Annotated in this window: 20 protein-coding genes; 10 read left to right on the top strand and 10 right to left on the bottom strand. The window is 64.1% G+C overall.

The window, feature by feature from the left end; genetic code table 11:
- Positions 1-11: 11 nt before the first annotated feature.
- The 5 genes from urtE to urtA form a co-directional block, all read right to left on the bottom strand.
- A complete protein-coding gene (gene urtE / locus CO669_RS19700) occupies positions 12-701 on the bottom strand; it encodes an urea ABC transporter ATP-binding subunit UrtE (RefSeq protein WP_097661593.1) in 690 nt (229 codons plus the stop codon).
- A 67-nt stretch (positions 702-768) separates the two neighbouring features.
- Entirely contained in the window at positions 769-1,524 is a 756-nt protein-coding gene (gene urtD, locus CO669_RS19695) for an urea ABC transporter ATP-binding protein UrtD (RefSeq protein WP_097661643.1), read from the bottom strand.
- A gap of 10 nt (positions 1,525-1,534) precedes the next feature.
- Positions 1,535-2,677 (bottom strand): urea ABC transporter permease subunit UrtC, encoded by a 1,143-nt coding sequence (urtC, locus tag CO669_RS19690; RefSeq protein ID WP_198964118.1) that lies wholly within the window; start codon positions 2,675-2,677, stop codon positions 1,535-1,537.
- 17 nt (positions 2,678-2,694) lie between these two features.
- On the bottom strand, positions 2,695-3,621 hold the full coding sequence (gene urtB, locus CO669_RS19685) for an urea ABC transporter permease subunit UrtB (RefSeq protein ID WP_097661592.1): 927 nt from the start codon (positions 3,619-3,621) through the stop codon (positions 2,695-2,697).
- Positions 3,622-3,770: 149 nt separating this feature from the next.
- The gene (gene urtA / locus CO669_RS19680; protein WP_097661591.1) at positions 3,771-5,030 is read right to left on the bottom strand and encodes an urea ABC transporter substrate-binding protein; all 1,260 of its coding nucleotides are present in this window, start codon (positions 5,028-5,030) and stop codon (positions 3,771-3,773) included.
- A 171-nt stretch (positions 5,031-5,201) separates the two neighbouring features.
- Between urtA and CO669_RS19675 the strand changes: the two genes are divergently transcribed.
- Positions 5,202-8,573, top strand: a complete 3,372-nt coding sequence (locus tag CO669_RS19675; RefSeq protein ID WP_097661590.1) for a hybrid sensor histidine kinase/response regulator — start codon at positions 5,202-5,204, stop codon at positions 8,571-8,573.
- On the top strand, positions 8,557-9,483 hold the full coding sequence (locus CO669_RS19670; protein WP_198964117.1) for a response regulator: 927 nt from the start codon (positions 8,557-8,559) through the stop codon (positions 9,481-9,483). Before CO669_RS19675 ends, CO669_RS19670 begins: the two co-directional genes overlap by 17 nt.
- A gap of 240 nt (positions 9,484-9,723) precedes the next feature.
- Here the strand turns inward: CO669_RS19670 and CO669_RS19665 are convergent, their stop codons facing one another.
- Positions 9,724-11,226: a flavin-containing monooxygenase gene (locus tag CO669_RS19665; RefSeq protein ID WP_198964116.1), complete on the bottom strand. Its 1,503-nt coding sequence runs from the start codon at positions 11,224-11,226 to the stop codon at positions 9,724-9,726.
- A gap of 119 nt (positions 11,227-11,345) precedes the next feature.
- Positions 11,346-12,089, bottom strand: a complete 744-nt coding sequence (locus tag CO669_RS19660; protein WP_198964115.1) for a S1 family peptidase — start codon at positions 12,087-12,089, stop codon at positions 11,346-11,348.
- A 101-nt stretch (positions 12,090-12,190) separates the two neighbouring features.
- Here CO669_RS19660 and CO669_RS19655 point away from each other — a divergent pair, with 101 nt between their 5' ends.
- On the top strand, positions 12,191-12,826 hold the full coding sequence (locus tag CO669_RS19655) for an HAD-IA family hydrolase (RefSeq protein WP_198964114.1): 636 nt from the start codon (positions 12,191-12,193) through the stop codon (positions 12,824-12,826).
- A 95-nt stretch (positions 12,827-12,921) separates the two neighbouring features.
- Here the strand turns inward: CO669_RS19655 and mtnA are convergent, their stop codons facing one another.
- The 3 genes from mtnA to CO669_RS19640 all read right to left on the bottom strand — a co-directional run bounded on the left by mtnA (position 12,922) and on the right by CO669_RS19640 (position 15,322).
- The gene (mtnA, locus tag CO669_RS19650) at positions 12,922-14,028 is read right to left on the bottom strand and encodes an S-methyl-5-thioribose-1-phosphate isomerase (RefSeq protein ID WP_097661587.1); all 1,107 of its coding nucleotides are present in this window, start codon (positions 14,026-14,028) and stop codon (positions 12,922-12,924) included.
- Positions 14,029-14,061: 33 nt separating this feature from the next.
- Positions 14,062-14,937: an S-methyl-5'-thioadenosine phosphorylase gene (locus tag CO669_RS19645; protein WP_097661586.1), complete on the bottom strand. Its 876-nt coding sequence runs from the start codon at positions 14,935-14,937 to the stop codon at positions 14,062-14,064.
- Positions 14,938-15,049: 112 nt separating this feature from the next.
- A complete protein-coding gene (locus CO669_RS19640) occupies positions 15,050-15,322 on the bottom strand; it encodes a phosphopantetheine-binding protein (protein ID WP_097661585.1) in 273 nt (90 codons plus the stop codon).
- A 360-nt stretch (positions 15,323-15,682) separates the two neighbouring features.
- Here CO669_RS19640 and CO669_RS19635 point away from each other — a divergent pair, with 360 nt between their 5' ends.
- From CO669_RS19635 to CO669_RS19605, 7 genes are all read left to right on the top strand, one after another.
- A complete protein-coding gene (locus CO669_RS19635; RefSeq protein WP_097661584.1) occupies positions 15,683-16,900 on the top strand; it encodes an acyl-CoA dehydrogenase family protein in 1,218 nt (405 codons plus the stop codon).
- 54 nt (positions 16,901-16,954) lie between these two features.
- Positions 16,955-17,935 carry an amino acid--[acyl-carrier-protein] ligase gene (locus tag CO669_RS19630; protein ID WP_097661583.1) on the top strand — a complete coding sequence of 327 codons (981 nt, stop codon included), beginning with the start codon at positions 16,955-16,957 and terminating at the stop codon, positions 17,933-17,935.
- A gap of 95 nt (positions 17,936-18,030) precedes the next feature.
- Complete coding sequence (locus CO669_RS19625; RefSeq protein WP_097661582.1) at positions 18,031-18,906, top strand: GNAT family N-acetyltransferase; 876 nt, start codon at positions 18,031-18,033, stop codon at positions 18,904-18,906.
- Between the two features lie 202 nt (positions 18,907-19,108).
- Entirely contained in the window at positions 19,109-21,976 is a 2,868-nt protein-coding gene (locus tag CO669_RS19620; protein ID WP_097661581.1) for a PAS-domain containing protein, read from the top strand.
- Between the two features lie 207 nt (positions 21,977-22,183).
- On the top strand, positions 22,184-23,161 hold the full coding sequence (locus tag CO669_RS19615) for a tripartite tricarboxylate transporter substrate binding protein (protein ID WP_097661580.1): 978 nt from the start codon (positions 22,184-22,186) through the stop codon (positions 23,159-23,161).
- Between the two features lie 186 nt (positions 23,162-23,347).
- Positions 23,348-23,833 carry a tripartite tricarboxylate transporter TctB family protein gene (locus tag CO669_RS19610; protein WP_097661579.1) on the top strand — a complete coding sequence of 162 codons (486 nt, stop codon included), beginning with the start codon at positions 23,348-23,350 and terminating at the stop codon, positions 23,831-23,833.
- A 4-nt stretch (positions 23,834-23,837) separates the two neighbouring features.
- Positions 23,838-25,346, top strand: a complete 1,509-nt coding sequence (locus CO669_RS19605) for a tripartite tricarboxylate transporter permease (protein ID WP_097661578.1) — start codon at positions 23,838-23,840, stop codon at positions 25,344-25,346.
- The last annotated feature ends 12 nt before the right edge of the window (positions 25,347-25,358 follow it).

The following is a 25,358-nucleotide window of genomic DNA, read 5'->3' as shown; positions in this document are numbered from 1 at the left end:
ACTACGGTTGGTTAGACGGACAGATATTTCGAGACCTGCGCGGCATCGACGGCGTCGCGCGGATCGTCACGCACGATCTCGCCGTTCTCGATCACCAGCACCCGGTCGGCGATCTCGAGGGCGAAGCTCAGGACCTGCTCGGAGACGACGATCGAGAGCCCCTTTTCGTCGCGGATGCGCTTGAGCGTGCGCGCCATGTCCTTGATGATCGAGGGCTGGATGCCTTCGGTCGGCTCGTCCAGCAGCAGCACCTTCGGCTTGGTCGCAAGCGCGCGGGCAATGGCGAGCTGCTGCTGCTGGCCGCCGGAGAGATTGCCGCCGCGGCGGCCCTTCATCTCCAGCAGAACCGGAAAGAGCTCGTAGATGTCGCCCGGCACCTCGGATTCGCCCGCGACGACGAGGCCGGTCTCGATGTTCTCCTTCACGGTCATGGTGGAGAAGATCATGCGGCCCTGCGGTACGTAGGCGAGGCCCTTGGCGACGCGCTCATAACTCTTGAGGCCGCCGAGCTCGGCGCCGTCCATGGTCACCGATCCGCTCTTCGCGGGCAGGATGCCCATGAGAGACTTCATCAGCGTGGTCTTGCCCATGCCGTTGCGGCCCATGATCGCGACGATCTCGTTGGGCGCAACCTTGACGTTGAGCCCGTGCAGCACCTCGCTCTGGCCGTAAGCGACATGGAGATCGGAAATTGCCAGCATGACGCGCTCCTTATTTCTTACGCATGATCTTGTTCGGAAACCGGACTCCACGTTCCGGGATCATGCGCTAGTGACCGAGATAGACTTCGACGACCTTGGGATCGTTCTTCACCTTCTCCATGGTGCCTTCGGAGAGGATCTGGCCCTGATGCAGCACGGTGACCTTGTGCGCGATGTCCTCGACGAATTTCATGTCGTGCTCGATCACGAGCACCGAGCGGTTCTTGATGATGCGGTTGAGCAATTCGGCGGTCTTGGCGCGTTCGGACACGCTCATGCCGGCGACCGGCTCGTCCAGCATCAACAGGTCGGGGTCCTGGATCAGCAGCATGCCGATCTCGAGCCACTGCTTCTGGCCGTGGCTGAGCTCGTCGGCGTAAGTGTTTAGCTTGTCCTTGAGAAAGATCATTTCCGCGACCTCCTCGACCCGGTCCTTCACGAGCTGGTCGCGCTGGAAGGTCAGCGAGCCGAACACGGTGCGGCCGCGCGGAAACGAGATCTCGAGATTCTCGAACACGGTGAGGTCCTCGAACACCGACGGTGTCTGGAACTTGCGCCCGACGCCGGTCTGCACGATCTCGTTCTCCCTCATCTTCGTGAGCTCCTTGCCACGAAACTGAATCGAGCCGGAGGTCGCCCTGGTCTTGCCGCAGATCAGGTCGAGCACCGTGGTCTTGCCGGCGCCGTTGGGACCGATGATGACGCGGATCTCGTTCTCCTCGACGTAGAAGGAGAGATCGTTGACCGCCTTGAAGCCGTCGAACGAGACGGTGAGACCGGAGACCGCGAGCAGGAAGTCCTTGGGCTGATGACCGATAAGCATGCTCACCTCCTCACTCTGCCGGCGCGCCGTCGGCGACCGAATTGCCGTTCCAGTCCGACTTCGACTTGCGCGAGGCGAACAGCCGATCGATGCGCGGCTGCACATAGTCGGCCCACAGCCCGGATAGACCGTTCGGGAAGGCGAGCACGACCGCGATGAACAGCGCACCGAGACCGAACAGCCAGAGTTGCGGGAAGGATTCCGACAGGCTGGTCTTGGCAAAATTCACCAGGATGGCGCCCCAGATCGCGCCGAAGATCGACATGCGCCCGCCGACCGCGGTGTAGATCACCATCTCGATCGACGGCACGATGCCGACGAAGGACGGCGACATGAAACCGACATTGAGCGCGAACATGGCGCCGCCGATCGCGGCGAAGACCGCCGCCATGCAGAAGGCAAAGATCTTGAAATTGGCGACGCTGTAACCGGAGAAGCGAACCCGATCCTCCTGCTCGCGCATCGCCACCAGAATGCGACCAAGCTTGGTCAGGCGGATGAACTGCGCGATGCCGATGCAGGCGAACAGCAGCACCACCTCGACGAAGTACAGGATGATCTTGGCGTGGTCGGGCCGGATGTCCCAGCCCTTGAGCGTACGCAGATCGGTCATGCCGTTGATGCCGCCGGTATAGCCCTGCTGGCCGACGATCAGGATGGTGAGGATGGCGGCGACGGCCTGGGTGATGATCGCGAAATAGGTGCCGCCGACGCGACGCTTGAACATCGCCGTGCCGATGATCAGGGCGAACAGGCCGGGAACCAGGATGATGGCGAGGATGGTGAAGGTAAGGCTGTGGAACGGCTGCCAGAACAACGGCAGCGCCGTGATCTGATTCCAGTCCATGAAATCGGGGATGCCGGGCGTCGACTGGATCTTGGTGTTCTCGACGCTCGAGGCCTCGAGCTTGAGGAACATCGCCATGCAATAGCCGCCGAGGCCGAAGAACACGCCCTGCCCCAGGCTCAAGATGCCGCCATAGCCCCAGCACAGCACGAGGCCGAGCGCGACGAAGGCGTAGGTCAGGTATTTCGCGACCAGATTGAGGCGGAACACGTCGAGCGTCAGCGGCAGGATCACGAACAGCACCGCGGCCAGGGCAATGAAGCCCATGAGTTCGGATCGATTGAAGAAGCGTGAGTTGATGATCATGACTTGCCTGCTTCCCGTTATTTGCGAACCTTGAGGGCGAAGAGACCCTGCGGCCGCAGCATCAGGATGCCGACCACCGCGAGCAGCGTGAGCACCTTGGCCATCGAGCCCGACATGAAGAATTCGAGCGTCGATTGCGTCTGCGAGATCGAGAAGGCGGAGGCGATGGTGCCGAGCAGGCTGGCGGCGCCGCCGAACACGACGACCAGGAAGGTATCGACGATGTAGAGCTGTCCCGACGTCGGTCCGGTCGAACCGATCATGGTGAAGGCGCTGCCGGCGACCCCCGCGATGCCGCAACCGAGTCCGAAGGTGAGGCGATCGACCTTCTCGGTGTTGATGCCGACGGCGCCGGCCATGATGCGGTTCTGCACGACGGCGCGCACCTGGCGGCCCCAGCGCGACATGTAGAGGACGTAGGCGACGGAGATGGTGATGAGCAGGGTGAGGCACATCACGAAGACGCCGTTGATCGGCACCTCGATGCTGTCCGTCACATGCAACGAGCCGAGCATCCATTGCGGCAGCTCGACGCCGACCTCGCGCGCGCCGAACACGGAACGATAGGCCTGCTGCAGCATCAGGCTGAGGCCCCAGGTGGCGAGCAGCGTATCGAGCGGGCGCTTGTAGAGGTGCCGGATCAGCGCCCATTCCACCAGCATTCCCAGCGCGCCCGATGCGAGAAAGGCCAGGATCATCGCGAGGAAGAAGTAGCCGGCGAACAGGCTCGGCAAATAGGCCTGGAACAGGTTGGAGGTCATCCAGGTGACGTAGGCCCCGAGGATCATGAACTCGCCATGGGCCATGTTGATGACGCCCATCTGGCCGAAGATGATGGCGAGCCCCAGGGCCATCAGGACATAGACCGAGAACAGGATCAGTCCGGCAAAGCCCTGCATGACGAAGATGGAGCCGAGATCACCAAGCGAATAGTCGCCGAACATCGATGTCCTCCGTCGGGGATAAGGGTCCCGCGTCGCGATGCAGAGTCGCGACGCGGGGTCTTGCGGCATGGACTTGCGATCCACGCCAGGGAGCGGGTTGGTCGTGAGGGAAGGTGCGGCGGACGCCGCGTCCCTTACTGGCAGGCGCCTTACTGGTAGCCCTTGGGGAACGGATCCGGCTCGACGAGATCGGCGGTCTCGTAGATCAGCTCGAACTGGCCATCGAGCTTGGCGCGGCCCACGCGGGTCTTCGACCAGAGGTGATGGTTCTCGTGGATGCGCACATAGCCTTCCGGCGCGCCCTTGAACTCGACGCCCGGCGAGGCCGCGGCGATCTTGTCGACGTCGAAGGAGCCGGCCTTCTCGACCGTCAATTTCCACAGCCACGGGCCGAGATAGGCAGCCTGGGTGACGTCTCCGATGACGGTCTTCTCGCCCCACATCTTCTTGAACGCGGACACGAAGGCCTTGTTGTTGGCATTGTCGAGCGACTGGAAGTACTTCATGCAGGCATAAGCGCCCGCGATGTTCTCGCCGCCGATGCCGTCGATTTCGTCTTCGGTCACCGAGATGGTCAGCAGCGCCTGCTTGGAGAGGTCGATGCCCGCGGCCTTGAGCTGCTTGTAGAACGCGACGTTCGAGCCGCCGACGACGTCGGTGAAGATGACGTCGGGCTTGGTCAGCTTGATCTTGTTGATGACAGAATTGAACTGGGTGTTGCCGAGCGGATAATATTCCTCGCCGACAACCTTGCCCTTCAGCACGTTTTCGACGTGCTTGCGCGCGATCTTGTTCGAGGTGCGCGGCCAGATGTAGTCGGAGCCGATGAAGAAGAACGATTTGGCGCTCTTCTCCTTGGCGATCCAGTTCAGGCCGGCGAGGATCTGCTGGGTCGCTTCCTGGCCAGTGTAGATGACGTTCTTGGATTGCTCGAGACCTTCATAGAAGGTCGGATAGTAGAGCATGCCGTTATATTGCTCGACGACCGGCAGCACCGCCTTGCGCGAGGCCGAGGTCCAGCAGCCCATGATCGCGGCGACCTTGTCGTTGACCAGGAGCTTCTTGGCCTTTTCCGCGAAAGTCGGCCAATCGCTGGCGCCGTCTTCCTGGATGAACTTGATCTTGCGCCCGAGCACGCCGCCGGCGGCGTTGATCTGCTCGATCGCGAGCTTTTCGGCCTGGATCGAGCCGGTTTCGGAGATGGCCATGGTGCCGGTCGCCGAGTGCAGGATGCCGACCGTCACTTCGGTGTCGGTGACGGCAAGGCCCGTGGTGTTGACCGCCGAGGTCGCCGGGGCCTGGGCAAATGCCCCCCGCGGCAGCATCGTGATGGCCGGCACGGCGGCCATTCCCATCAATAGTTTGCGCCGAAGCGGCGACAACAGGCCCTTATTTGCTTCGTCCGACATGAGCACCCCACTTTTTGTTCGAGAACACGCGATTGGCGCCGTGAGGATGGCTCGGATCTGGGCAGCGGAAGCATACGCAAGATCGCGTATACTGCACCGCAAAATGCCGACGTAGGCTTTTGGTACGGAATTTGCGAGGGCTCGGGGTCCGTATCGGGAGTGGGGTAGAGCGTGGCAGGGCGGCAGCGAATAGACCGCGTCAGGCGCCAGTACAACCAGTGGGTCGCCAACCAGACGCTGGAGGACTACGCGCTCCGCTTTACCGCCAAGAGCGCGCGCCGCTGGTCCGCCGCCCGGGTTGCCAACACCGCGCTGGGCGCGATCTCGTTCCTGGCGATGGAGGCGATCGGCGGCACCATCACCCTGAACTACGGCGTCACCAACGCGACCGCCGCCATCCTCGTGGTCTCCCTCATCATCTTCTGCTGTGGCGTGCCGATCGCCTATTATGCCGCCAAATGCGGCATCGACATCGACCTGCTGACGCGGGGCGCCGGCTTCGGCTACATCGGCTCGACCGTGACTTCGCTGATCTACGCGTCCTTCACCTTCATCTTCTTTGCGATCGAAGCCGTGATCCTGGCGTCGGCTCTCGAGATGTGCTTCGGGATCCCGCGGCCGATCGGCTATCTCATCAGCGCCGTCGTGATCATCCCGCTGGTGGCCTACGGCATCACGCTGATCAGCCGCTTCCAATTGTGGACACAACCGCTATGGATCGTGCTGCACATCATTCCGTTCGCGGCAATCGCCTGGCACAATCCGCACTCCTTTACGGAATGGCGCAAATTTGCCGGTGAGCACGGCGACCTCAGCGGGCATTTCGACCTGCTGCTGTTCGGTGTTGCGGCCTCGGTGGTATTCTCGCTGGTGGCGCAGATCGGCGAGCAGGTCGACTTCCTGCGATTCCTGCCGCGCGACCGCCGTGCGTCCAGGGCCTCCTGGTGGCTGGCGCTGATGAGTGCTGGACCAGGCTGGATCGTGCTCGGCGCGCTGAAACTGCTGGCAGGCTCGTTCCTCGCCTTCTTCGCGCTCAGCCACGGGGTACCGCCCGAGGAGGCTGCCGAGCCGGCGCATATGTATCTCGAAGCGTTTCGCTACGTGCTGTCGCAGCCCGACCTCGCACTGGCGTTGACGGGCACCTTCGTGATCCTGTCGCAGGTGAAGATCAACGTCACCAACGCCTATGCCGGCTCGATCGCGTGGTCGAATTTCTTCTCGCGCCTCACCCACAGCCATCCCGGCCGTGTGGTCTGGCTGGTCTTCAACGTCATCGTGGCGCTGCTTTTGATGGAGATCGGCGTCTACAAGGCACTCGAGCAAACTCTGGCGCTCTATTCCAACGTCGCGATCGCCTGGGTCGGCGCACTGGTCGCCGATCTCGTCGTCAACAAGCCGCTCGGATTGCGGCCACAGCAGATCGAATTCAAGCGCGCGCATCTCTACGACGTCAATCCGGTCGGCGTGGGTGCAATGACGATCGCGACCATCGTCTCGATCAGCGCCTTTTACGGCCTGTTCGGGCCTACCGCGAAGGCGCTGTCGGCCTTCATCGCGCTGGCGGTTGCCTTCATTGCCGCGCCGTTGATCGCCTGGGCCACGGACGGCAGATACTACATCGCGCGCAAGCCGAAGCGGAGCTGGCAGGATCTCGAGGCGATCCAGTGCTGCATCTGCGAGCACGCGTTCGAGCCGGAGGACATGGCCTCGTGCCCCGCTTACGCCGGGCCGATCTGCTCCCTGTGCTGTTCGCTGGACGCGCGATGCCACGATCTTTGCAAGCCGCATGCGCGGATTCAGGCGCAGGTATCGGAGACGCTGGGCAAGCTGATGCCGCAGCCGATCTACGCGCGCATCAACTCGCAACTCGGCCACTATGTCGGCGTGTTCGTGGTCTCCGCCGGCCTCGTCGCCCTGGTGCTGGGCCTGATCTATCTGCAAACGTCGGCAAGCGTGCATGGCGAGAACGCGCTCGTCTCCGACGTGCTCTGGAAGGTGTTCTTCTCGCTCAGCATCATCATCGGCGTGGTGGCCTGGCTGTTCGTGCTGGCCCAGCAGAGCCGCCGCGCGGCCGAAGCCGAGACGCGGCGGCAGACTGCGCTTCTGATCCAGGAGATCGACGCCCACAAGCGCACCGACGCCGAACTGCAGCGCGCCAAGGAGGTCGCCGAATCCGCCAACCTCGCCAAGAGCCGCTATGTGGTGGGCCTCAGCCACGAGCTGCGCTCGCCACTGAATGCGATCAGCGGCTATGCCCAGCTGCTGGAGCAGGATACGACGTTGAGCACGAAGCCGCGCGACCAGGTCCGCGTCGTCCGCCGCAGCGCCGACCACCTCTCCGGCCTGATCGACGGCATTCTGGACATCTCCAAGATCGAGGCGGGGCGGCTGTACCTGTCGCGCGACGAGGTGCGGCTCAGCGAATTCCTCGACCAGCTCGTCGGCATGTTCCGCCTCCAGGCCGCGGCCAAGGGCATCGACTTCGTGTTCCGGCGGCCGTCCTACCTGCCGGTCGTCGTTTATGCGGACGAGAAGCGGCTGCGGCAGGTGCTGATCAATCTGCTGTCCAACGCCATCAAGTTCACCCAGACCGGCAGCGTGCAGTTCGTCGTGCACTATCGCAGCCCCGTGGCCGAGTTCGAGGTGATCGACACCGGGCCCGGCATCCGGGGCGATGATCTCGAGCGCATCTTCGCACCCTTTGAGCGCGGGGCCCTCGGCGTCTCGCAGCCGCAGACCGGCACCGGGCTCGGCCTGACCATCAGCCGCCTGCTCGCCGGCGTGATGGGCGGCGATATCAAGGTCACGAGCACGGTCGGCACCGGCTCGACCTTCAAGGTCAAGATCCTGCTCTCGGAGGTCACCAACCCGCAGCGCATCGCGCCGGTCGAGGCCCCGATCTCCGGTTATCAGGGCGCGCGCAAGACCATCCTCATCACCGACGACGATCCCGTGCATCGCGACCTCCTGCGCGAGGTGCTGACGCCGCTCGGCTTCATCCTGCTCAGCGCCCCCGACGGTCCCGGCTGCCTTGCGCTGGCGCAGCACTGCCGGCCCGATTTGTTCCTGCTCGACATTTCGATGCCCGCCATGGATGGCTGGTCGGTGGCCGAGGCCTTGCGCGCAAGCGGCCACCATCAGGCGCGCATCCTGATGGTGTCGGCAAGCGCGTTGGAGGCCCACGGCACGCCGCTGGCACAGACCTTCCACGACGGCTATTTGATGAAGCCGATCGACATCCCGCGGTTGCTGGAGACGATCCGCCAGCTTCTCAGGATCGAATGGCAATACGGCCCGGACGATATCGCGGTGTCGTTCTGGCGCCCCGAAAGCGGATCGAAGCCGCCGGCGCGGCACATCGAAGCGCTGATCGGGCTCGGCCAGATCGGCTACGTCAAGGGCATCCAGTTGAAGCTGGACGAGATCGGCAGTGAGCATCCGGAGCATGCCGACTTCGTCGCGCAAATGCGATCGCTGGTCGATCGCTTCGATCTCGACCTGTACATGGCCACATTGAAGACGTTGCATGCGCATGAACATTGAAGCGAAGAAGCGCGACATCGCGCTCGTTGTCGATGATTCGCCGGAGACGCTCCGGCTGCTCACCGATGCGCTGGATGGCGCCGGCATGACGGTCATGGTGGCACTCGACGGCGCGGCCGCGATGCGCATCGTCGACCAGATCACGCCCGACATCGTGTTGCTCGATGCCGTGATGCCCGGCATCGACGGCTTCGAGACCTGCCGCCGGCTCAAGCGCGACGCGGATCTTACGAATGTCCCGGTCATCTTCATGACGGGTCTCGCCGAAACCGAGCACATCGTACGCGGGCTGGAGGCCGGCGGCGTCGACTACGTGACAAAGCCGATCGTGATCGAGGAGATGCTGGCGCGCATTCGCGTCCATCTCGGCAACGCCCGCCTGACGCAGAGCGCGCGCGCCGCGCTCGACGTCTCCGGTCGCTTCCTGTTCGCGGTCAACTGCCAGGGTCATTTGCTATGGGCGACACCGCAGGCGCAGAAACTGCTGTCTGACCATCAGGGGGCGCAGGCCGACGACTTCGTCCTGTCGACGGGGCTGCTGCAATGGCTGGAGCGGGCCAAGGTCAAGGGCAGCTCGAAGTCTCAGGCGATCCCTTTGCCGGGCAATCCGCAGCTTCGGCTCTTCTACATGGGCGAGACCGCGCCGAACGAGTTTCTGCTGCGGCTCTCCAGGGAATCCGGCACTGCGCTGCCGCCGGAATTCACCAGCGAGCTCGGCCTCACCACCAGGGAAGGCGAGGTGTTGGCCTGGCTCAGCAAAGGCAAGACCAATCGCGACATCGCCCAGATTTTGGGCCTCAGCCCCCGCACGGTCGACAAGCATCTGGAGCAGATCTACGCGAAGCTCGGCGTGGAGAACCGGACGGCAGCGGCGGCGATTGCGTCGAATGCGACGCGACGGAACTCTTAGCGCAGTGCGTATGAGTTGACGCGCCGCCGATCCCACAACCAGTGTCGTCCCGAACAAGCGAAGCGCGGATCCGGGACCATAGCCACAGGGAGATGTTTGGCGAAGACTCGGAGTGACCAGTTCGCTCCAAAACTACTGCCTGTGATTATGGGTTCCGGGTTCGCTTCGCGCCCCGGGACGACAGCGGCGTGTGTGACAAGTGTCGCCGCCCCTCACACGAGCCTGCACCCACGCACACCCTCACTCATACACGAACGCCTTGTCGTCCAGATCCGTCTTCGGGATCTCGTCCTTCTCGGTCCAGTAATCCTGGCTGTGCTGCCATTCCGGCTTGTCGCCGCGCTTCGGCAGCAGGTTCATGTTGCGCATCATGTAACCGGGGTTGAAGTTTTCCGGATCGATCCAGGGCAGGATCGGCATGTTGTGGTCTTCGGGTCGCAGCCTGACCTCGACCTTCTTCTTACCCTTGGCCTTCATGTGGCCGAGCAGCCGGCAGACGAAATCGGCGACGAGATCGACGCGCAGCGTCCAGCTGGCGCGGAAGTAGCCGAACACCCAGACCATGTTCGGAACGCCCGTGAACATCATGCCGCGATAGGTGACGGTGTCGCCGAAGGCCAGCGGCTTGCCGTCGATCTCGAAGGCGATGTCGCCGAGCGCGGCAAGGTTGAAGCCGGTCGCAGTGACGATGACGTCGGCCTCCAGCAGCTTGCCCGATTTGAGCTGGATGCCGTTCTCGACGAAGCATTCGATCTCGTCGGTGACGACGGACGCCTTGCCGCTCGCGATACCCTTGAACAGGTCGGCATCCGGCACGAAGGCAATGCGCTGCCGCCACGGCCGGTAGGTTGGCGTGAAATGCGTTTCGACGTCGTAATCCGGGCCGAGCACGGCGCTGATCTGGCCGATCAGCTCCTTCTTCACCTGCTCCGGCTTGGACACGCAGAGCTTCGTAAAGGCATCCTGCTCGAACAGGATCTTCCGCCGGACGATCTCGTGGATCCAGGCCTCGTCGACCTGGAGCCGGCGCAGCTCCTCCGCGATCTCGATGGCGTTGCGGCCGAGCCGGAAATAGGTCGGCGAGCGCTGCAGCATGGTGACATGCGCGCATTTGTCCGCGATGTTCGGCACCAGCGTCGCTGCCGTCGCTCCCGAGCCGATCACGACGACCTTCTTGTTCGTGAGGTCGATATCATCGGGCCAGGTCTGGGGATGAACGATGCTTCCCTCGAAGCGATCCATGCCCTTCCATTCGGGCGTGTAGCCCTCCGAATGGCGGTAATAGCCCTGGCACATCCAGAGGAAGTTAGCGGTGAAGGTCCTTGCTTCGCCAGTATCGGTCGTCGTCGCCTCGATGGTCCAGAGATTCTGCTCGCTCGACCAGCTCGCGGAATTGATCTTGTGCCCGTAGCGGATGTGCCGGGCGATATCGTTGTCGTCGATGACCTCCTTCATGTAGGAGAGGATTTCCTCGGCGGTTGCGATGGGCGGGCCGACCCAGGGCTTGAAGCTGTAGCCGAAGGTGTGGAGGTCGCTGTCGGAGCGGATGCCGGGATAGCGATGCGTGCTCCAGGTGCCGCCGAACGTCGTCTGGGTCTCCAGGATGACGTAGCTCGTGCCCGGCAGCTGCTTTTCGATGTGATAGGCACTGCCGATGCCGGAGATGCCGGCGCCGACGATCAGCACGTCGAAATGTTCGGAAGCTTGCTTGGTAGCGGTGTGACCGCGAACGGCGACATTCATTGTTGCTTCTATGCCTTGGTTGTTTTGTGGCCGCCCTTGACGGACGACGCGTTTCCTCCGCGGCATCATCGTCCGCCGCGCTTCAGCTCCAAAATGACATAGATCAAGTCGCGGTCAAATCACAGCGCCGCACCCCAGCTCCGCGCGGTCTGCAAGATCCAGTCGCGGTAGAGCGTGAGCGGCGTGACGCCGGTCAATCCGCCGCAGCCATCGCCGGCGTTCGGTCCCGTCGCCCAGCTGATGACACCGACAAGCACGGCACCGTTCGGCCTGTCCTCGAACACGGGACCGCCGGAATCGCCGGTACAAGCGCCAATTCCGTCGCGAACACCGTTGGTTACGGGATCGACCAGGCGGATCTGAAGCGTGCCGGGCTGGCCCGTGACGACAAGTCCCGCGACGCGCGTGGTCCCGCCGCTCCTGCCGTCACCGCGCACGGTGACACCGGTACCGGCAATGACGAAACGGCTGCCGACCCGGATTGGAATATTCGGTGCGCCGACCGGCACCGCCGATTTTCCCTTGAGTGGAATTTCCAATTGCAACAGCGCCACGTCTGCACCGGCGCGATGGACCTGCGCTTTGTAGCCGGGATGGATCGCGACGGTGCGCACGTTCAGCAATTGCGGTGCGCCACCGCTGCGATCAACGATCTTGTAGTCCGCGCCCGGCGGCACGCAGTGCGCGCCGGTCAATACGATCGTCGGCGCGATCAGGGTGCCGGTGCAGGAATTGCCGCGCGAGCCGACGATGGTGACGACCGCACGCGCGACGCCGTCGGCCTGCGGCGTGCCTCCGCCGACGATGGCATGAGCGGGCGTCGCGAGCAGCGCGGCGGCAACGAGAATGGCAGGCTTCTTCATGGGAACACGCTTCGCTATTGGCGGCGGCAGATTGCTTCGGACTGGTCCTTGCCGATAGCGCATGCTAGCCCTCTTGGAAAGGAATTGACGAGGGTGGGATCTTGACGATCGAGGCGGTGATCTTTGATTTTGGCGGCGTGCTGACGAGCTCGCCCTTCGAGGCGTTCACGCGGTTCGAGACCGAGCGCGGCCTGCCGGCCGACATCATCCGGCGCACCAATGCGGCCAACCATCTGGAGAACGCCTGGGCCAGGTTCGAGCGCGCCGAGATCGATATCGATGCCTTCGACGAATTGTTCGCCACGGAATCGCTCGCACTCGGCGCGGAGGTGCTCGGCCGCGACGTGCTGCCGCTGCTGCAGGGCCATCTGCGTCCCGAGATGGTCGAGGCGCTGAAGCGCATCAAGGGACAATTCAAGACCGGCTGCATCACCAACAACCTCCCGGCCAATGCGATCGGCAGCCTGACCGGGCGTTCGCTCTACATCGCCGAAGTCATGGTGCTGTTCGACCACGTCATCGAATCCGCCAAGATCGGCCTGCGCAAGCCCGACCCGCGCATCTACAAGTTGATGGTGGAGACGCTGAAGGTCGATCCGGCCAAATGCGTTTATCTCGACGATCTCGGCGTCAACCTGAAGCCGGCGCGCGCGATGGGCATGACCACGATCAAGGTAGCGAGCGGCGCGCAGGCGATCGCCGAGCTCGAGGCCGCGACGGGGCTGAAGCTAACATAGTTCGCAAATGCCGTAGGGTGGGCAAAGCGAAAGCGTGCCTACCTCCAGCAGATCGTGGGCACGGCGCTTCCGCGCCTTTGCCCACCCTCCGAAACCTACTCCGCTGCAGCCGCGATCCGCTCGGGAAACGCTGCCGCGAGCGCGGCGCGATCCGGCTTCAGCACGCCGCGCTCGGTGATCAGCCCCGTGACCAGCCGCGCAGGCGTGACGTCGAAGGCGTAGTTCGCGACCGGCGAGCCCTCCGGCACGATCCGCACCGTCTCCAGCCGCCCGTCAGCGGTGCGACCGGTCATGTCGGTGACCTCAATGCCGCTGCGCTGTTCGATCGGAATGTCGCGAATACCGTCATCGACGGCGAAATCGATCGTCGGCGACGGCAGCGCGACGTAGAACGGCACGCCGTTGTCGTGCGCAGCGAGGGCCTTCAAATACGTGCCGATCTTGTTGCAGACGTCGCCATTGGCGGCGACGCGGTCGGTGCCGACGATGGCGAGGTCGACCATGCCGTGCTGCATCAGATGCCCGCCGGTGTTGTCGGGGATCACCGTATGCGGCACGCCGTGATGGCCGAGTTCCCAGGCGGTGAGCGAGGCGCCCTGGTTGCGCGGCCGCGTCTCGTCGACCCAGACATGGATCTTGATGCCGCGCTCATGCGCAAGATAGATCGGCGCCGTCGCGGTGCCCCAGTCGACGGTGGCGAGCCAGCCGGCGTTGCAATGGGTCAGCACGTTGACCGTCTCGCCGGGTTTCTTCGCCGCGATCGCCTCGATCAGCTTCAGACCGTTGCCGGCGATGCCGCGGTTGATCTCGACATCCTGCTCGACGATCTCGTCGGCGCGGGCGTAGGCTGCCTCGGCCCGCTCCAGCGGATCAACCGGCGCGAGCGCTATGCGCATCTCGTCCAGCGCCCATTTCAGATTGATCGCCGTCGGCCGTGCCACGACGAGCGTATCATAGGCCCGCTTCAGGCCGGCGTCGGTCGCGTCCTCGCGCATCGCGAGCGCCATGCCATAGGCCGCGGTCGCGCCGATCAGCGGCGCGCCGCGTACCAGCATGTCGCGGATCGCGAGGGCTGCGTCTTCGCACGATGTCAGCCTCGCGACGACGAATTCATGCGGCAACCGCCGCTGGTCGATGGCGCCGACCGACCAGCCGTCACGCTCACGCCAGATGCTGCGGAAATGCTTGCCGTCGACCTTCATGGCATTCTGCCTTTTCGTAATCCGCCTTGAGCCTCAACCGCGCAGGATGCGCCCGGCCACCGCGTCGAGCTTCTTCAGAAGCTCGGGATCGCGCGCCTCGGGCGCGGTGATCAGCGCGCTGTCGAGCGCGCGGTCCGAACCGATCGGGCACGGCTCGTGCTCGCGCGGGAAATCCTTTGCCAGCCGCGACACCAGCGCCTTCGCCTTGTCGGCGTTCGACGTCAACACGCGAATGATGTCCTGCACGGTGACGGCATCGTGGTCGGGATGCCAGCAATCGAAATCCGTCACCATCGCGACGGTTGCGTAGCAGATCTCCGCCTCGCGCGCGAGCTTCGCCTCGGGCATGTTGGTCATGCCGATCACGGAATAGCCTGATGTCTTGTAGGTCATGCTCTCCGCATAGGTGGAGAATTGCGGACCTTCCATGCAAACGTAAGTGCCGCCGCGTGCGATCGCGATGCCTTCGGCTTCGGCGGCGGCTGCGAGATGAATGCGCAGTCGCGGCGAGACCGGATGCGCCATCGAGACATGCGCAACGCAGCCCCGCCCGAAAAACGAGCTCTCACGCTTGTGGGTGCGGTCGACGAACTGGTCGACGAGCACGAAGGTTCCGGGCGGGAGTTCCTCCTTGAAGGAGCCGCAGGCCGACAGCGAGATCAGGTCGGTGACGCCGGCGCGCTTCAGCACGTCGATATTGGCGCGATAGTTGATGTCGGAGGGCGACAGACGGTGACCCTTGTCGTGCCGCGGCAGGAACACGATCGGCAGGCCGGCGATGGTGCCGCGGCGCACGGGCGCCGACGGCTCGCCCCAGGGGCTCCCGATCACCTCTTCGCGCGCACCCTCGAGACCCGGCAGGTCATAGATGCCCGAGCCGCCGATGATGCCCAATACCGCCTGCGTCATGCCCGCTCCACCCTGTTCGCCACGTGCGACATGGTTAAGCTATGCCAGTTTTGCGGGGGTTTTGGAACGGGGGTGGTGGGATGGTGGGGATGGTGGGAGGCGCGCGCCCGCCTTAAGCTGCGTTCGCCAGCCGCAGCTGGGTCGCGACCATCCGCTCCAGCGTCTCGACCGACTGGAAATTCTCCGGCGTGATCTCGGACTGCGGGATGGTGAAGTCGAACTCGGCTTCGACCCCGAGCATCAGATTGACCATGTCCATCGAGGTCAGGCCGGCATCGACGAGCTTGGCCGACGCAGTGATGTCCGCACCGAGCGAATTCTGTTCGAGCAGGCCCTTCACCAGCTTGATGATGCGATTGCGCAATTCGGTATCAAAGGCGTGCATCGGCAAATTCCCGTCTGTCTGTCAAAGGTCGGACCGGCTTTCCGGCTACGATGGGCGCGGCCCGCCGCTCCCGCAATGGGCGACACCATTACTTCGCGTTTCTTAGTAAACGATGACTCAGATTGTCTGAAATTCCGGCTTCTTCCGGATTCCTAACGCGATGCCCGAAAATCGGCAGATGCAAACAACCCGACCTTAACTGTTCATGCGGAATTGGGTTTTGTTTACCCTCTATTTCATCGACGAATTTGAATTAAATCCGTAGCCTCGTCTCACAAGCAAAGATGACCGGAGGATCGCTTCAAGCGGCGTCGCGAATGATGCCGGCGATCTCGAACGGCAAACCGGAGGCGGACGAGTATGAACGTGCGTGAAGCAGTCCTCACTGTCGACGAAACACAGACCAGCTTCCTCGAGCAGGGCCCTTCCCTGATCGAACGTGCCGCCCGGACCGCCGCTGCGGCGGCGGCTGACGCCGACGAGGTCGATCGCAACGCCCGCTTCCCGCACAAGGCTTTCGAGGTCGCCCGCGAGCAGAAGCTGCTCGGCGTCATGATCCCGGTCGAGTTCGGCGGCTTCGGCGCCTCCATCTACGACGTCACCGACATCTGCTACACGCTCGGACGCGCCTGCGCCTCGACGGCGATGATCTACGCGATGCACCAGACCAAGGTTGCCTGCGTCATCAGGCATGGTCACGGCATCCCCTGGATGGAGACCATGATGCGCCGGGTCGCCCGCGACCAGTGGCTGCTCGCCTCCTCCACCACCGAAGGCCAGAACGGCGGCAACATCCGCGCCAGCGCGGCTGCCGTCGACCATGCCGGCGACACCGTCTCGCTGGTGCGCGACGCCACCGTGATCTCCTACGGCGCCGAAGCCGACGGCCTCGTCACCATCGCCCGCCGCGCCACCACCGCCGCAGCTTCCGACCAGGTCCTGCTGGCGCTGGCCAAGGACGACTATTCACTGAAGCAGACCCAGGGCTGGGAAACTCTCGGCATGCGCGGCACCTGCTCGACCGGCTTCGAGCTGAAGGTCGATTGCCCCGCCGACCGCGTCTTCCCGGAGGCCTACGACAAGATCCACGCCCAGACCATGACGCCGTTCGCGCATCTGTGCTGGTCCTCCGCCTGGGCCGGCATCGCGGCCGCGGCCGTGACCCGCGCGCAGGCCTTCATCCGCAAAGCGGCCCGCACGTCCGGCGGGCAGATGCCGCCGGCCGCCGCGCATTTCACCGCCGCGAAGATGTCGCTGGCCAGGCTGCGCGCGCTGATTTCGGCCAACATCGACGCGTTCTCCCGCGCAGAGCATGACGAACGCGCGCTGAGCTCGCTCGACTTCCAGTCGTCGATCACGCTTCTAAAGGTGCAGGCCTCCGAGCTCGCGGTCGAGACCGTGATGCATGCGATGCGTACCGCGGGCCTTTCCGGCTACCGCAACGACGGCGAGTTCACCATGGGCCGGCACCTGCGCGACGTGCTGTCGTCCCCGATCATGATCAACAACGACCGCATTCTGGCCAATGCCGCGACATCGACGCTGATGAGCGGCGTGCCGTCAAGCCTTCGTGACTAATTGCCTAGCGACTGAACCAACAAGAACAATTTTCAAATAGCAGGACATCGACCCATGAACATTGCCGTCCTCCCCGACTCGCCCGCGACCGCACCGCAGATGATCGATCCGCTCGATCATCTCGCCGACAAGCTGTTCCATCGCATGGGCGCCGACGGCGTCTACGCCCGCACCGCGCTCTATGAAGGCGTCGTCGAAAAGCTGGCCGCGCTGATCACTGGCCATCGCGAGGCCGGCACCGAAGTGATGCGCTTCCCGCCGGTGATGAGCCGGGCCCAGCTGGAGAAATCCGGCTATCTCAAGAGCTTTCCGAACCTGCTCGGCTGCGTTTGCGGCCTGCACGGGACCGAGCGCGAGATCAATGCCGCAGTGAGCCGCTTCGATGCCGGCGGCGACTGGACCACCTCGCTGTCGCCCGCCGACCTCGTGCTGTCACCGGCCGCCTGTTATCCGGTCTATCCGATCGCGGCGAGCCGTGGCCAATTGCCGAAGGGCGGGCTGCGCTTCGACGTTGCCGCCGACTGCTTCCGCCGCGAGCCGTCGAAGCATCTCGACCGGCTGCAATCGTTCCGGATGCGCGAATATGTCTGCATCGGCAGCCCCGACGACGTCGCCGATTTCCGCGAACGCTGGATGGTGCGTGCGCAGAAGATCGCGACCGATCTCGGGCTCACCTTCCGCGTCGACTATGCCAGCGATCCGTTCTTCGGCCGCGTCGGCCAGATGAAGGCGGTGAGCCAGAAGCAGCAGCAGCTCAAGTTCGAGCTCCTCATCCCGCTGCGCTCGGAAGAGCAGCCGACCGCCTGCATGAGCTTCAACTATCACCGCGAGCATTTCGGCACGACCTGGGGCATTCAGGACGCCGATGGCGAACCGGCGCACACGGGCTGCGTCGCCTTCGGCATGGATCGCCTGGCCGTCGCCATGTTCCACACCCACGGGACCGACCTCTCGGCCTGGCCCGCCAAGGTGCGGGACCTCCTGGGCCTGCAGCCGCCGGTCACGGCCGATGCCCATGGCGAAGGCTGGCGCTAGGGCATGATCCGGAAAAGTGTGAAACGGCTGTCCGCCGAGACCATGTTCAAAAGATAAACTCCACGAGGCCGGTCATTTCCACGGGTAAGACGAGCGTGATCCATACCAAGGTCAGATGCCGCGAGATCACCGAGTCCGACGCAGAGGCGGTCGCGGACTTGCTGACGCGCGGCTTCGTGGGCCGGTCGCGCAATTATTGGATCCAGGGCCTGCGCCGGCAGGCTTTCCGGTCCGTACCGGAGGGCTATCCGCGCTTCGGCTACATGCTCGACAATGATGGCACGCCGGTCGGCGTGCTGCTACTGATCTACACGGCCCGCAAGAACGGCGAAGAGACCGCCATCCAGTGCAATTTGTCGAGCTGGTATGTCGATCCGGCCTTCCGCAACTACGCTCCGCTGCTGACCAAGATCGCCCAGCGGCACAAGGACGTGACCTATTTCAACATCAGCCCGGCGCCGTGGACCTGGCCGATCATCGAGACCCAGGGCTTTCGTGCCTATTGTCGCGGCATATTCTTCTCGGTACCCGCACTAACGCGCGTTCCCCGCTGGAGCGAGATCGAGGTCATCTCGCCTCATGCCAAGACGATCGAGGGGCTTTCCGACGCCGAGACCGAGTTGCTGACGCGGCATGCGCGGTACAATTGCCTCAGCCTCGTCTGCCGCACGCCGAAGGGAGCGTTTCCCTTCATCCTGCAACCGGTGCGCATCCGCCGGGGCTTCATTGCGCCACCCGCGATGAAATTGATCTATTGCCGGAACGCGGCGGAATATGCCGCCTGCGCCGGCCGTATCGGCCGGCTGCTGCTTCGGCTCGGCAAGATCGCGGTCGCAGTCGATACCAATGGACCGATACCCGGCCTTGTCGGTTTCTACACCGAGCGGCGCGGCCGCAAATATTTCAAGGGCCCGCACCGGCCACAGCTCGGCGACCTCACGGACACGGAGCTCGTGCTGTACGGGCCGTAGATTGTCTTGTCGTCCGGCGAACCTGGCCGCCCACCCTCTCGGCCAACTCTCGCCTGCACCTCCGCATTTCCGATACGCTCTCCACCGCCAGTCACCCTCCGTAAACTACTGCGCTTAAGGGAATTTTCCGCCCTCCTCGTTACCCTCGGCTGCTGAATTGGGTTGCGTTAAGTCTATTGCTCGCCGAGATCCCGCCAATCCCATGATTTCGACCCGCGACAACGAGCTTGGTGCACGCCGCGAGCAGGGGCCGGAAGCCCTGGTCGCGTTGAGCCAGCTTGCGCTCGACCATATGGAACAGGGCGTCTGCGTCTACGATGCCGACAACCGGATCGTGCTGGTTAACCAGCGGTACCTGTCTCTGTTCGACATGTCGGCCGACATCGTGCGCGTGGGCACGAGCTACCGCGAGGTGCTCGCGCACAGCGCCGGGCGCGGCAACTTTCCGGAAAGCGAGCTCGACGCGCTCTATTCGGCGCGGATCGCACAGATCGCGGGGGGAAAGCCGTTTCGGACCGAACAGCGGCTGGCGACCGGCCTCGTCATGTCGCTCGAGCTGAAGCCGCTTCCCGGCGGCGGCTGGATGACGATCTGCGACGATGTCACCCGCCTCGCCCGGCTCGAAGCAGAATTGCGCGTGCAGACCGAGCGCAGCCAGCACGCGCTGTCGAACATGTCGCACGGTCTCATCATGTACGACGCCGACAGCCACGTCGTCGTCTGCAACGATCGTTTCCTGAATCTCTACAATCTCGATCCTGCGATCGTGAAGCCGGGGGCCTCGCATCGTACGGTGCTCGACCATTGGGTATCGCGCGGCAATTTGCCGGGCATGCCGGCCGACGAATTCCATAGCGCCAGATTGGAGGACGTGCGCACCAGACGCGCGAAATCCCTGCTTGTGATGCGTTTTGACGGACGCATGGTGCAGACCGTCTCCCGCTTCCTGCCCGACGGCGGCTGGGTCACCGTGCACGAGGACGTCACGGAGCGGCTGCAATACGAGGAAACGCTGAGGCAGCAGAACTTCATCCTCGATGCGGCGCTGGAGAACATGGCGCACGGGCTCGCCTTCTATGACAGCGACATGCGCCTTCGCGTCTGCAACACCACTTACCGCACGATCTATCGGCTGTCGCAAGAGGAGACCCGCCCCGGCACGCACCTCGCCGAGCTGATCGAGCGTTCGATGGCGAACGGTGCGTTCGCATCGGAATACACTCCGCAGCAGATCCTGGAAGCCGCCCGCGCGCGGATCACGAGCCGCGATTGCTCGCCGATGCGGCGGAGCATGTCGAACAACACCGTCATTTCGGTGCGCTATTGCGCCTTGGCCGAGGGCGGCTTCGTCGCCACCTACGAGGACATCACCGAGCGGGAACATGCGATCGGAGAGCTGAGCGAACAGTACCGCCGCTTCGACGCGGCGCTGAACAACATGAGCCAGGGTCTGTGCATGCTCGATGCGAGCCTGCGCGTCATCGTCTGTAACCGCCGCTATATCGAGATGTACGGCCTGTCGCCTGATGTCGTGAGGCCCGGCGTCTCCATGCGCGAGATCATGGAGCACAGCTGCGAGCTCGGCATCCACCCCAACACGACGGGCGCCAAGCTCTATGCCGACTATGTCGAGCGGCTGCGCGAGGGCGAGCACACGCTGCACCGGCATTTGAACGACGGCCGCATCATCAAGCTCAATCACAAGCGCATGGAGCAAGGCGGCTGGGTCGTCACCTACGAGGATGTCACCGAGCGCCACAAGGCCCAGGCCCGCGTCGCGCACATGGCGCGGCACGACTCCCTGACCGACCTGCCCAACCGCACGCTGTTCCGCGAGAAGATGAGCGAGGGGCTGAACCAGGTCGCGATCGCCGGCGGCGCGATGGCGGTGCTGTGCTTCGACCTCGACAATTTCAAGACCGTCAACGACCGCCTCGGCCACGCCGCAGGCGACCGCCTGCTGCGCTGGGTCGCAGCGCGCCTGAAGGAAAATGTCGGCGAGCACGACACCGTCGCGCGCCTCGGCGGCGACGAGTTCGCCGTGCTGCAGCGCGGACCCCAGCCACAATCGGCCGAGAAGCTCGCCCGGCGCCTGGTCGAAGTCATCGGCCGTCCGCCGCCGCTGGAAAGCCAGTCGATTCACGTCGGCGCCTCCGTCGGCATTGCGATCGCGCCCGACCACGGGCTTGATGCCGACGAGCTGATGAAATGCGCCGACCTCGCGCTGTATCAGGCCAAGGCGAAGGGGCGCGGGGCCTACCAGCTGTTCGAGCCCGAAATGGAGGAAGAGGCACGCAGCCGGCACGCACTGGAGCAGGATCTGCGCGGCGCGCTGGAAGCGCGCGAATTCCACCTGGTGTTCCAGCCGCAGGTGCGGCTCGATTCGTCGGAGCTCACCGGCTTCGAGGCGCTGCTGCGCTGGAAGCATCCGTCGCGCGGCTTCATCTCGCCGGCCGAGTTCATTCCGATCGCGGAAGAGAACGGGCTGATCGTTCCGATCGGCGAATGGGTGTTGCGCAGCGCCTGTGCGACCGCCGCCTCCTGGCCCGGTGTGGCCGTCGCGGTGAACCTGTCGCCGGTGCAGTTTCGCTCGCGCGGGCTGGTCGCGATGGTGACAAGCGCGCTGGCTGAAGCCGGCCTGCCGCCGCAGCGGCTCGAGCTCGAGGTCACCGAGACCGCCCTGCTCGACGACAGCGAGGCGACGATCGAGATCCTGCACCAGCTCCGCTCACTGGGAGTCCGTGTCAGTCTCGACGATTTCGGCGTCGGCTATTCCTCGCTGAGCTACTTGCGCAAGTTTCCGTTCGACCGCATCAAGATCGACCGTTCCTTCGTCGGCACGCTCGGCGAGAGCCCGGAGAGCGTGGCCATCGTCCGCACCATCGCAAGCCTCGGCTCGGTGCTCGGCGTCGAGACCACGGCGGAGGGCGTGGAGACCGAGGAGCAACTCGACTTCGTGCGCGAATGCGGCTGCACGGCCGTGCAGGGCTATTATTTCGGCAAGCCCTGCCCGGCATCGGAGGTCGGGCACACCATCGAGACGCTGAACACGGTGCGGCGCGTGGCATAGAGCGGCCGCTGGTCCTTCAAATTCCGCCTCTCGGCACGCGGCCAAACGACCAATTGTCGCATGTTCCGGTTCTGCCGGGATTGCTGCACCCGCCGCTGCCCGCGGTCTGCGCAATGCGCTTTTCTTCTCCTTCGATTTCGGGAACAATCCTCTCACAAGAACGAAGGACGGCGGCCCCGACGAGGCTGCCGCGAGGGAGGAATTTCGATGCCGCGATACGGGCTGAAGACGATCGCATTTGCCGCGATGCATGTTGTCATGGGCGCGCTGCTCTCGACCGCTGCCGGTGCGCAGGATTATCCCAGCAAGCCGATCACGCTGATCGTGCCGTGGCCGGCCGGCGGATCGACCGATATCTCGATGCGCGCGATCGCCGACAGCGCCTCGAAGGTGCTGGGACAGCCGATCGTGATCGACAACAAGGCCGGCGGCGGCGGCACGGTGGGACCGGCGACCATGGCGGCCGCCGCGAAGGCGGACGGCTACACCATCTCGCAGATTCCGATCACCGTGTTCCGCCTGCCCCTGATGCAGGACGTGTCGTGGGATCCGGCCAGGGATTTCACCTACATCATCCATCTCACCGGCTACACCTTCGGTGTGACCACCAGCGCGGAGTCGCAATTCAAGAGCTGGAAGGACGTGGTGGAGTTCGCGAAGGCGAACCCGGGCAAGGTGACCTATGCCACGCCGGGCGCCGGCACGTCGCTGCATATCGGCATGGAGCAGATTGCCGGGATGTCCGGCATCAAGCTGACGCAGGTCCCTTTCAAGGGTGGCGCGGAGACCAACGCCGCCGTGCTCGGGCAGCACACCATGCTCCAGGCGGACTCCACGGGATGGCGCCCCCTGGTCGATGCCGGCAAGCTCCGCCTGTTGATGGTGTGGACCGGCTCGCGCTCGCCGAACTATCCTGACGCGCCGACGCTCAAGGAGCTCGGCTACCCCATGGTCTATGACTCCCCGTTCGGCATCGCCGGCCCGAAGGGGCTCGATCCGAAGATCGTCGCCAAATTGCACGACGCCTTCAAGAAAGCGGTCGAGGATCCGGCCGTCGTGGCGACGCTCGCCAAATACGACATGGTGCCGAACTACAAGAACACCGAGGACTACAAGAAGTTCGTCGTCGAGGTCACCGAGTCCGAGCGCAAGGTGATCGAGACACTCGGGCTCGCGAAGAAGTAGGACCGAGCCACCAGCGTGTCCCGGACGCGGTGCAGCGCTTCTTGCGGTACACCGCAGAGCCGGGCCCACCCTTTTTCGTCCACACTCATGGGCCCCGGCTCTGCAGCGCACCTGCCATAGCACGTCGAAGACGTGCGCAACCGCACTTGTGGCGCTGCGCTGCGTCCGGCGCACGAGAGGATAGCGATGACCGACCAAACCAACGTCAAGCTCCGCCTCAACAATTCCGAACTCTGGGGCGGCCTGATCGGGCTCGGGCTCGGCGGCTTCGTGATCTGGTCGGGCATGAAGCTCAAGCTCGGCACCATCAACGATCCCGGCTCCGGCTACGTGCTGTTCTACACGGGCATCCTGATGTGCGTGTTCGCAGGATCCATCATCGTCGCGGCGATCACCGAGGGCGGGCCGACGCTGGCCTCGCGCTGGGAGAACGTGCGCTGGAGCAAGCCGCTCCTGCTGATCGCCTGTCTTGCGGCATTCTCCGTCGTGCTGGAGCCGCTCGGCTTCCTGTTGTCGTCGATCCCCTTGATGCTGCTGCTGTTGCGCTTGATCGATCCCGTCCGCTGGACGCTGGCGATTCCCATCGCCGTGCTGGTGCCATCGGGCATGTGGTGGGTGCTCAAGCGCGTGCTTTTGATCCAGCTGCCCTCGGGCCTGTTCGGAATCGGTTGACCCCATGGATACGCTTGTCAACGTCGCGCATGGCTTCGGCGTCGCGCTGCTGCCGGTCAACCTGCTCTACTGCTTCATCGGCGTCTTCATCGGCACGCTGGTCGGCGTGCTGCCGGGCATCGGGCCGATCTCGGCGATGTCACTGCTGCTGCCCGTGACGCTGTCGGGGACGCCGGAATCCGGCATCATCATGATGGCCGGCATCTATTACGGCTCGATGTATGGGGGATCGACCACCTCGATCCTGGTCAACATCCCGGGCGAGGCGGCCTCCGTCGTCACCTGCATCGACGGCCACCAGATGGCGAAGCAGGGCCGCGCGGGCCCGGCGCTCGGCATCTCGGCCTTCGGCTCCTTCATCGCCGGCACGTTCGCGCTGATCGCCCTGATGCTGGTGGCGCCGAAGCTTGCCAGCGTCGCCATCGCGTTCGGCCCGGCCGAATATTTCAGCCTGATGGTGCTTGGCCTCGTCGTGCTCACCTTCCTGACGCAGGGCTCGATGCCGAAGGCGCTGCTGATGGCGTGCATCGGCGTCGTGCTCGGGCTGATCGGGCTCGACAGCATCACCGCGCAGCCGCGCCTGACCTTCGGCCGCATGGAGCTGATCGACGGCATCGGGCTCGTGCCCGTCGTGATGGGCCTGTTCGGCGTCGCCGAGGTGCTGCTCAACACCGAGCAGGCGATCAAGCGCGACATCATCAACACCAGGATCACCCATCTGATGCCCACCAAGGAGGACTGGAAGGCGAGCGCCGGTCCGGTCGGCCGCGGCACCATCCTCGGCTTCTTCCTCGGCATCCTCCCGGGCGGCGGCGCGGTGGTGGCGTCGTTCGCGTCCTATGCGCTGGAGAAACGGCTGTCGAAGACGCCCGAGCGTTTCGGCCATGGCGCGATCGAAGGCGTCGCCGGCCCGGAATCGGCGAACAATGCCGCGGCGGGCGGCGCCTTCATTCCGCTGATGACGCTCGGCATCCCGCCGAATGTGGTGATGGCGCTGCTGCTCGGGGCCTTCGTCATTCACGGACTGCAACCGGGACCGCTGTTGATCACCCAAAACCCGGGCCTGTTCTGGGGCATCGTCGCCAGCATGTATATCGGCAACGTCATGCTGCTGATCCTGAACCTGCCGATGATCGGGATGTGGGTGCAGCTTCTCAAGCTGCCCTACAACATCCTGTTCCCGCTGATCATCCTGTTCACGATCCTCGGCGTCTACTGCTCCAGCAACAACGTGTTCGACGTCTATGTGATGATCGCGTTCGGCATCATCGGCTATTTCATGCGCAAGCTCGGCTACGAGCCGGCGCCTCTGGTGCTGGCCTTCGTGCTGGGGCCGATGATGGAGAACAATTTGCGCAAGTCGCTGATCCTGTCGCAGGGCGATCTCTGGACCTTCGTGCAACGGCCGATCTCGGCGGTGTGCCTCGTATTCGCAATGGCGCTGCTGATTGCGCCGCTGCTGCCGTCACTGCGCAGAAAGCGCGAGCTGGTGGCGCTGGATGAGGGAGCGTAGGGAGATTTCGTA

The sequence above is a fragment of the Bradyrhizobium sp. Y36 genome, assembly GCF_002531575.1.
Taxonomy (GTDB): domain Bacteria; phylum Pseudomonadota; class Alphaproteobacteria; order Rhizobiales; family Xanthobacteraceae; genus Bradyrhizobium.
Note: the sequence above shows the minus strand (reverse complement) of the source record. Positions and strands in the feature narration are given on the sequence as shown.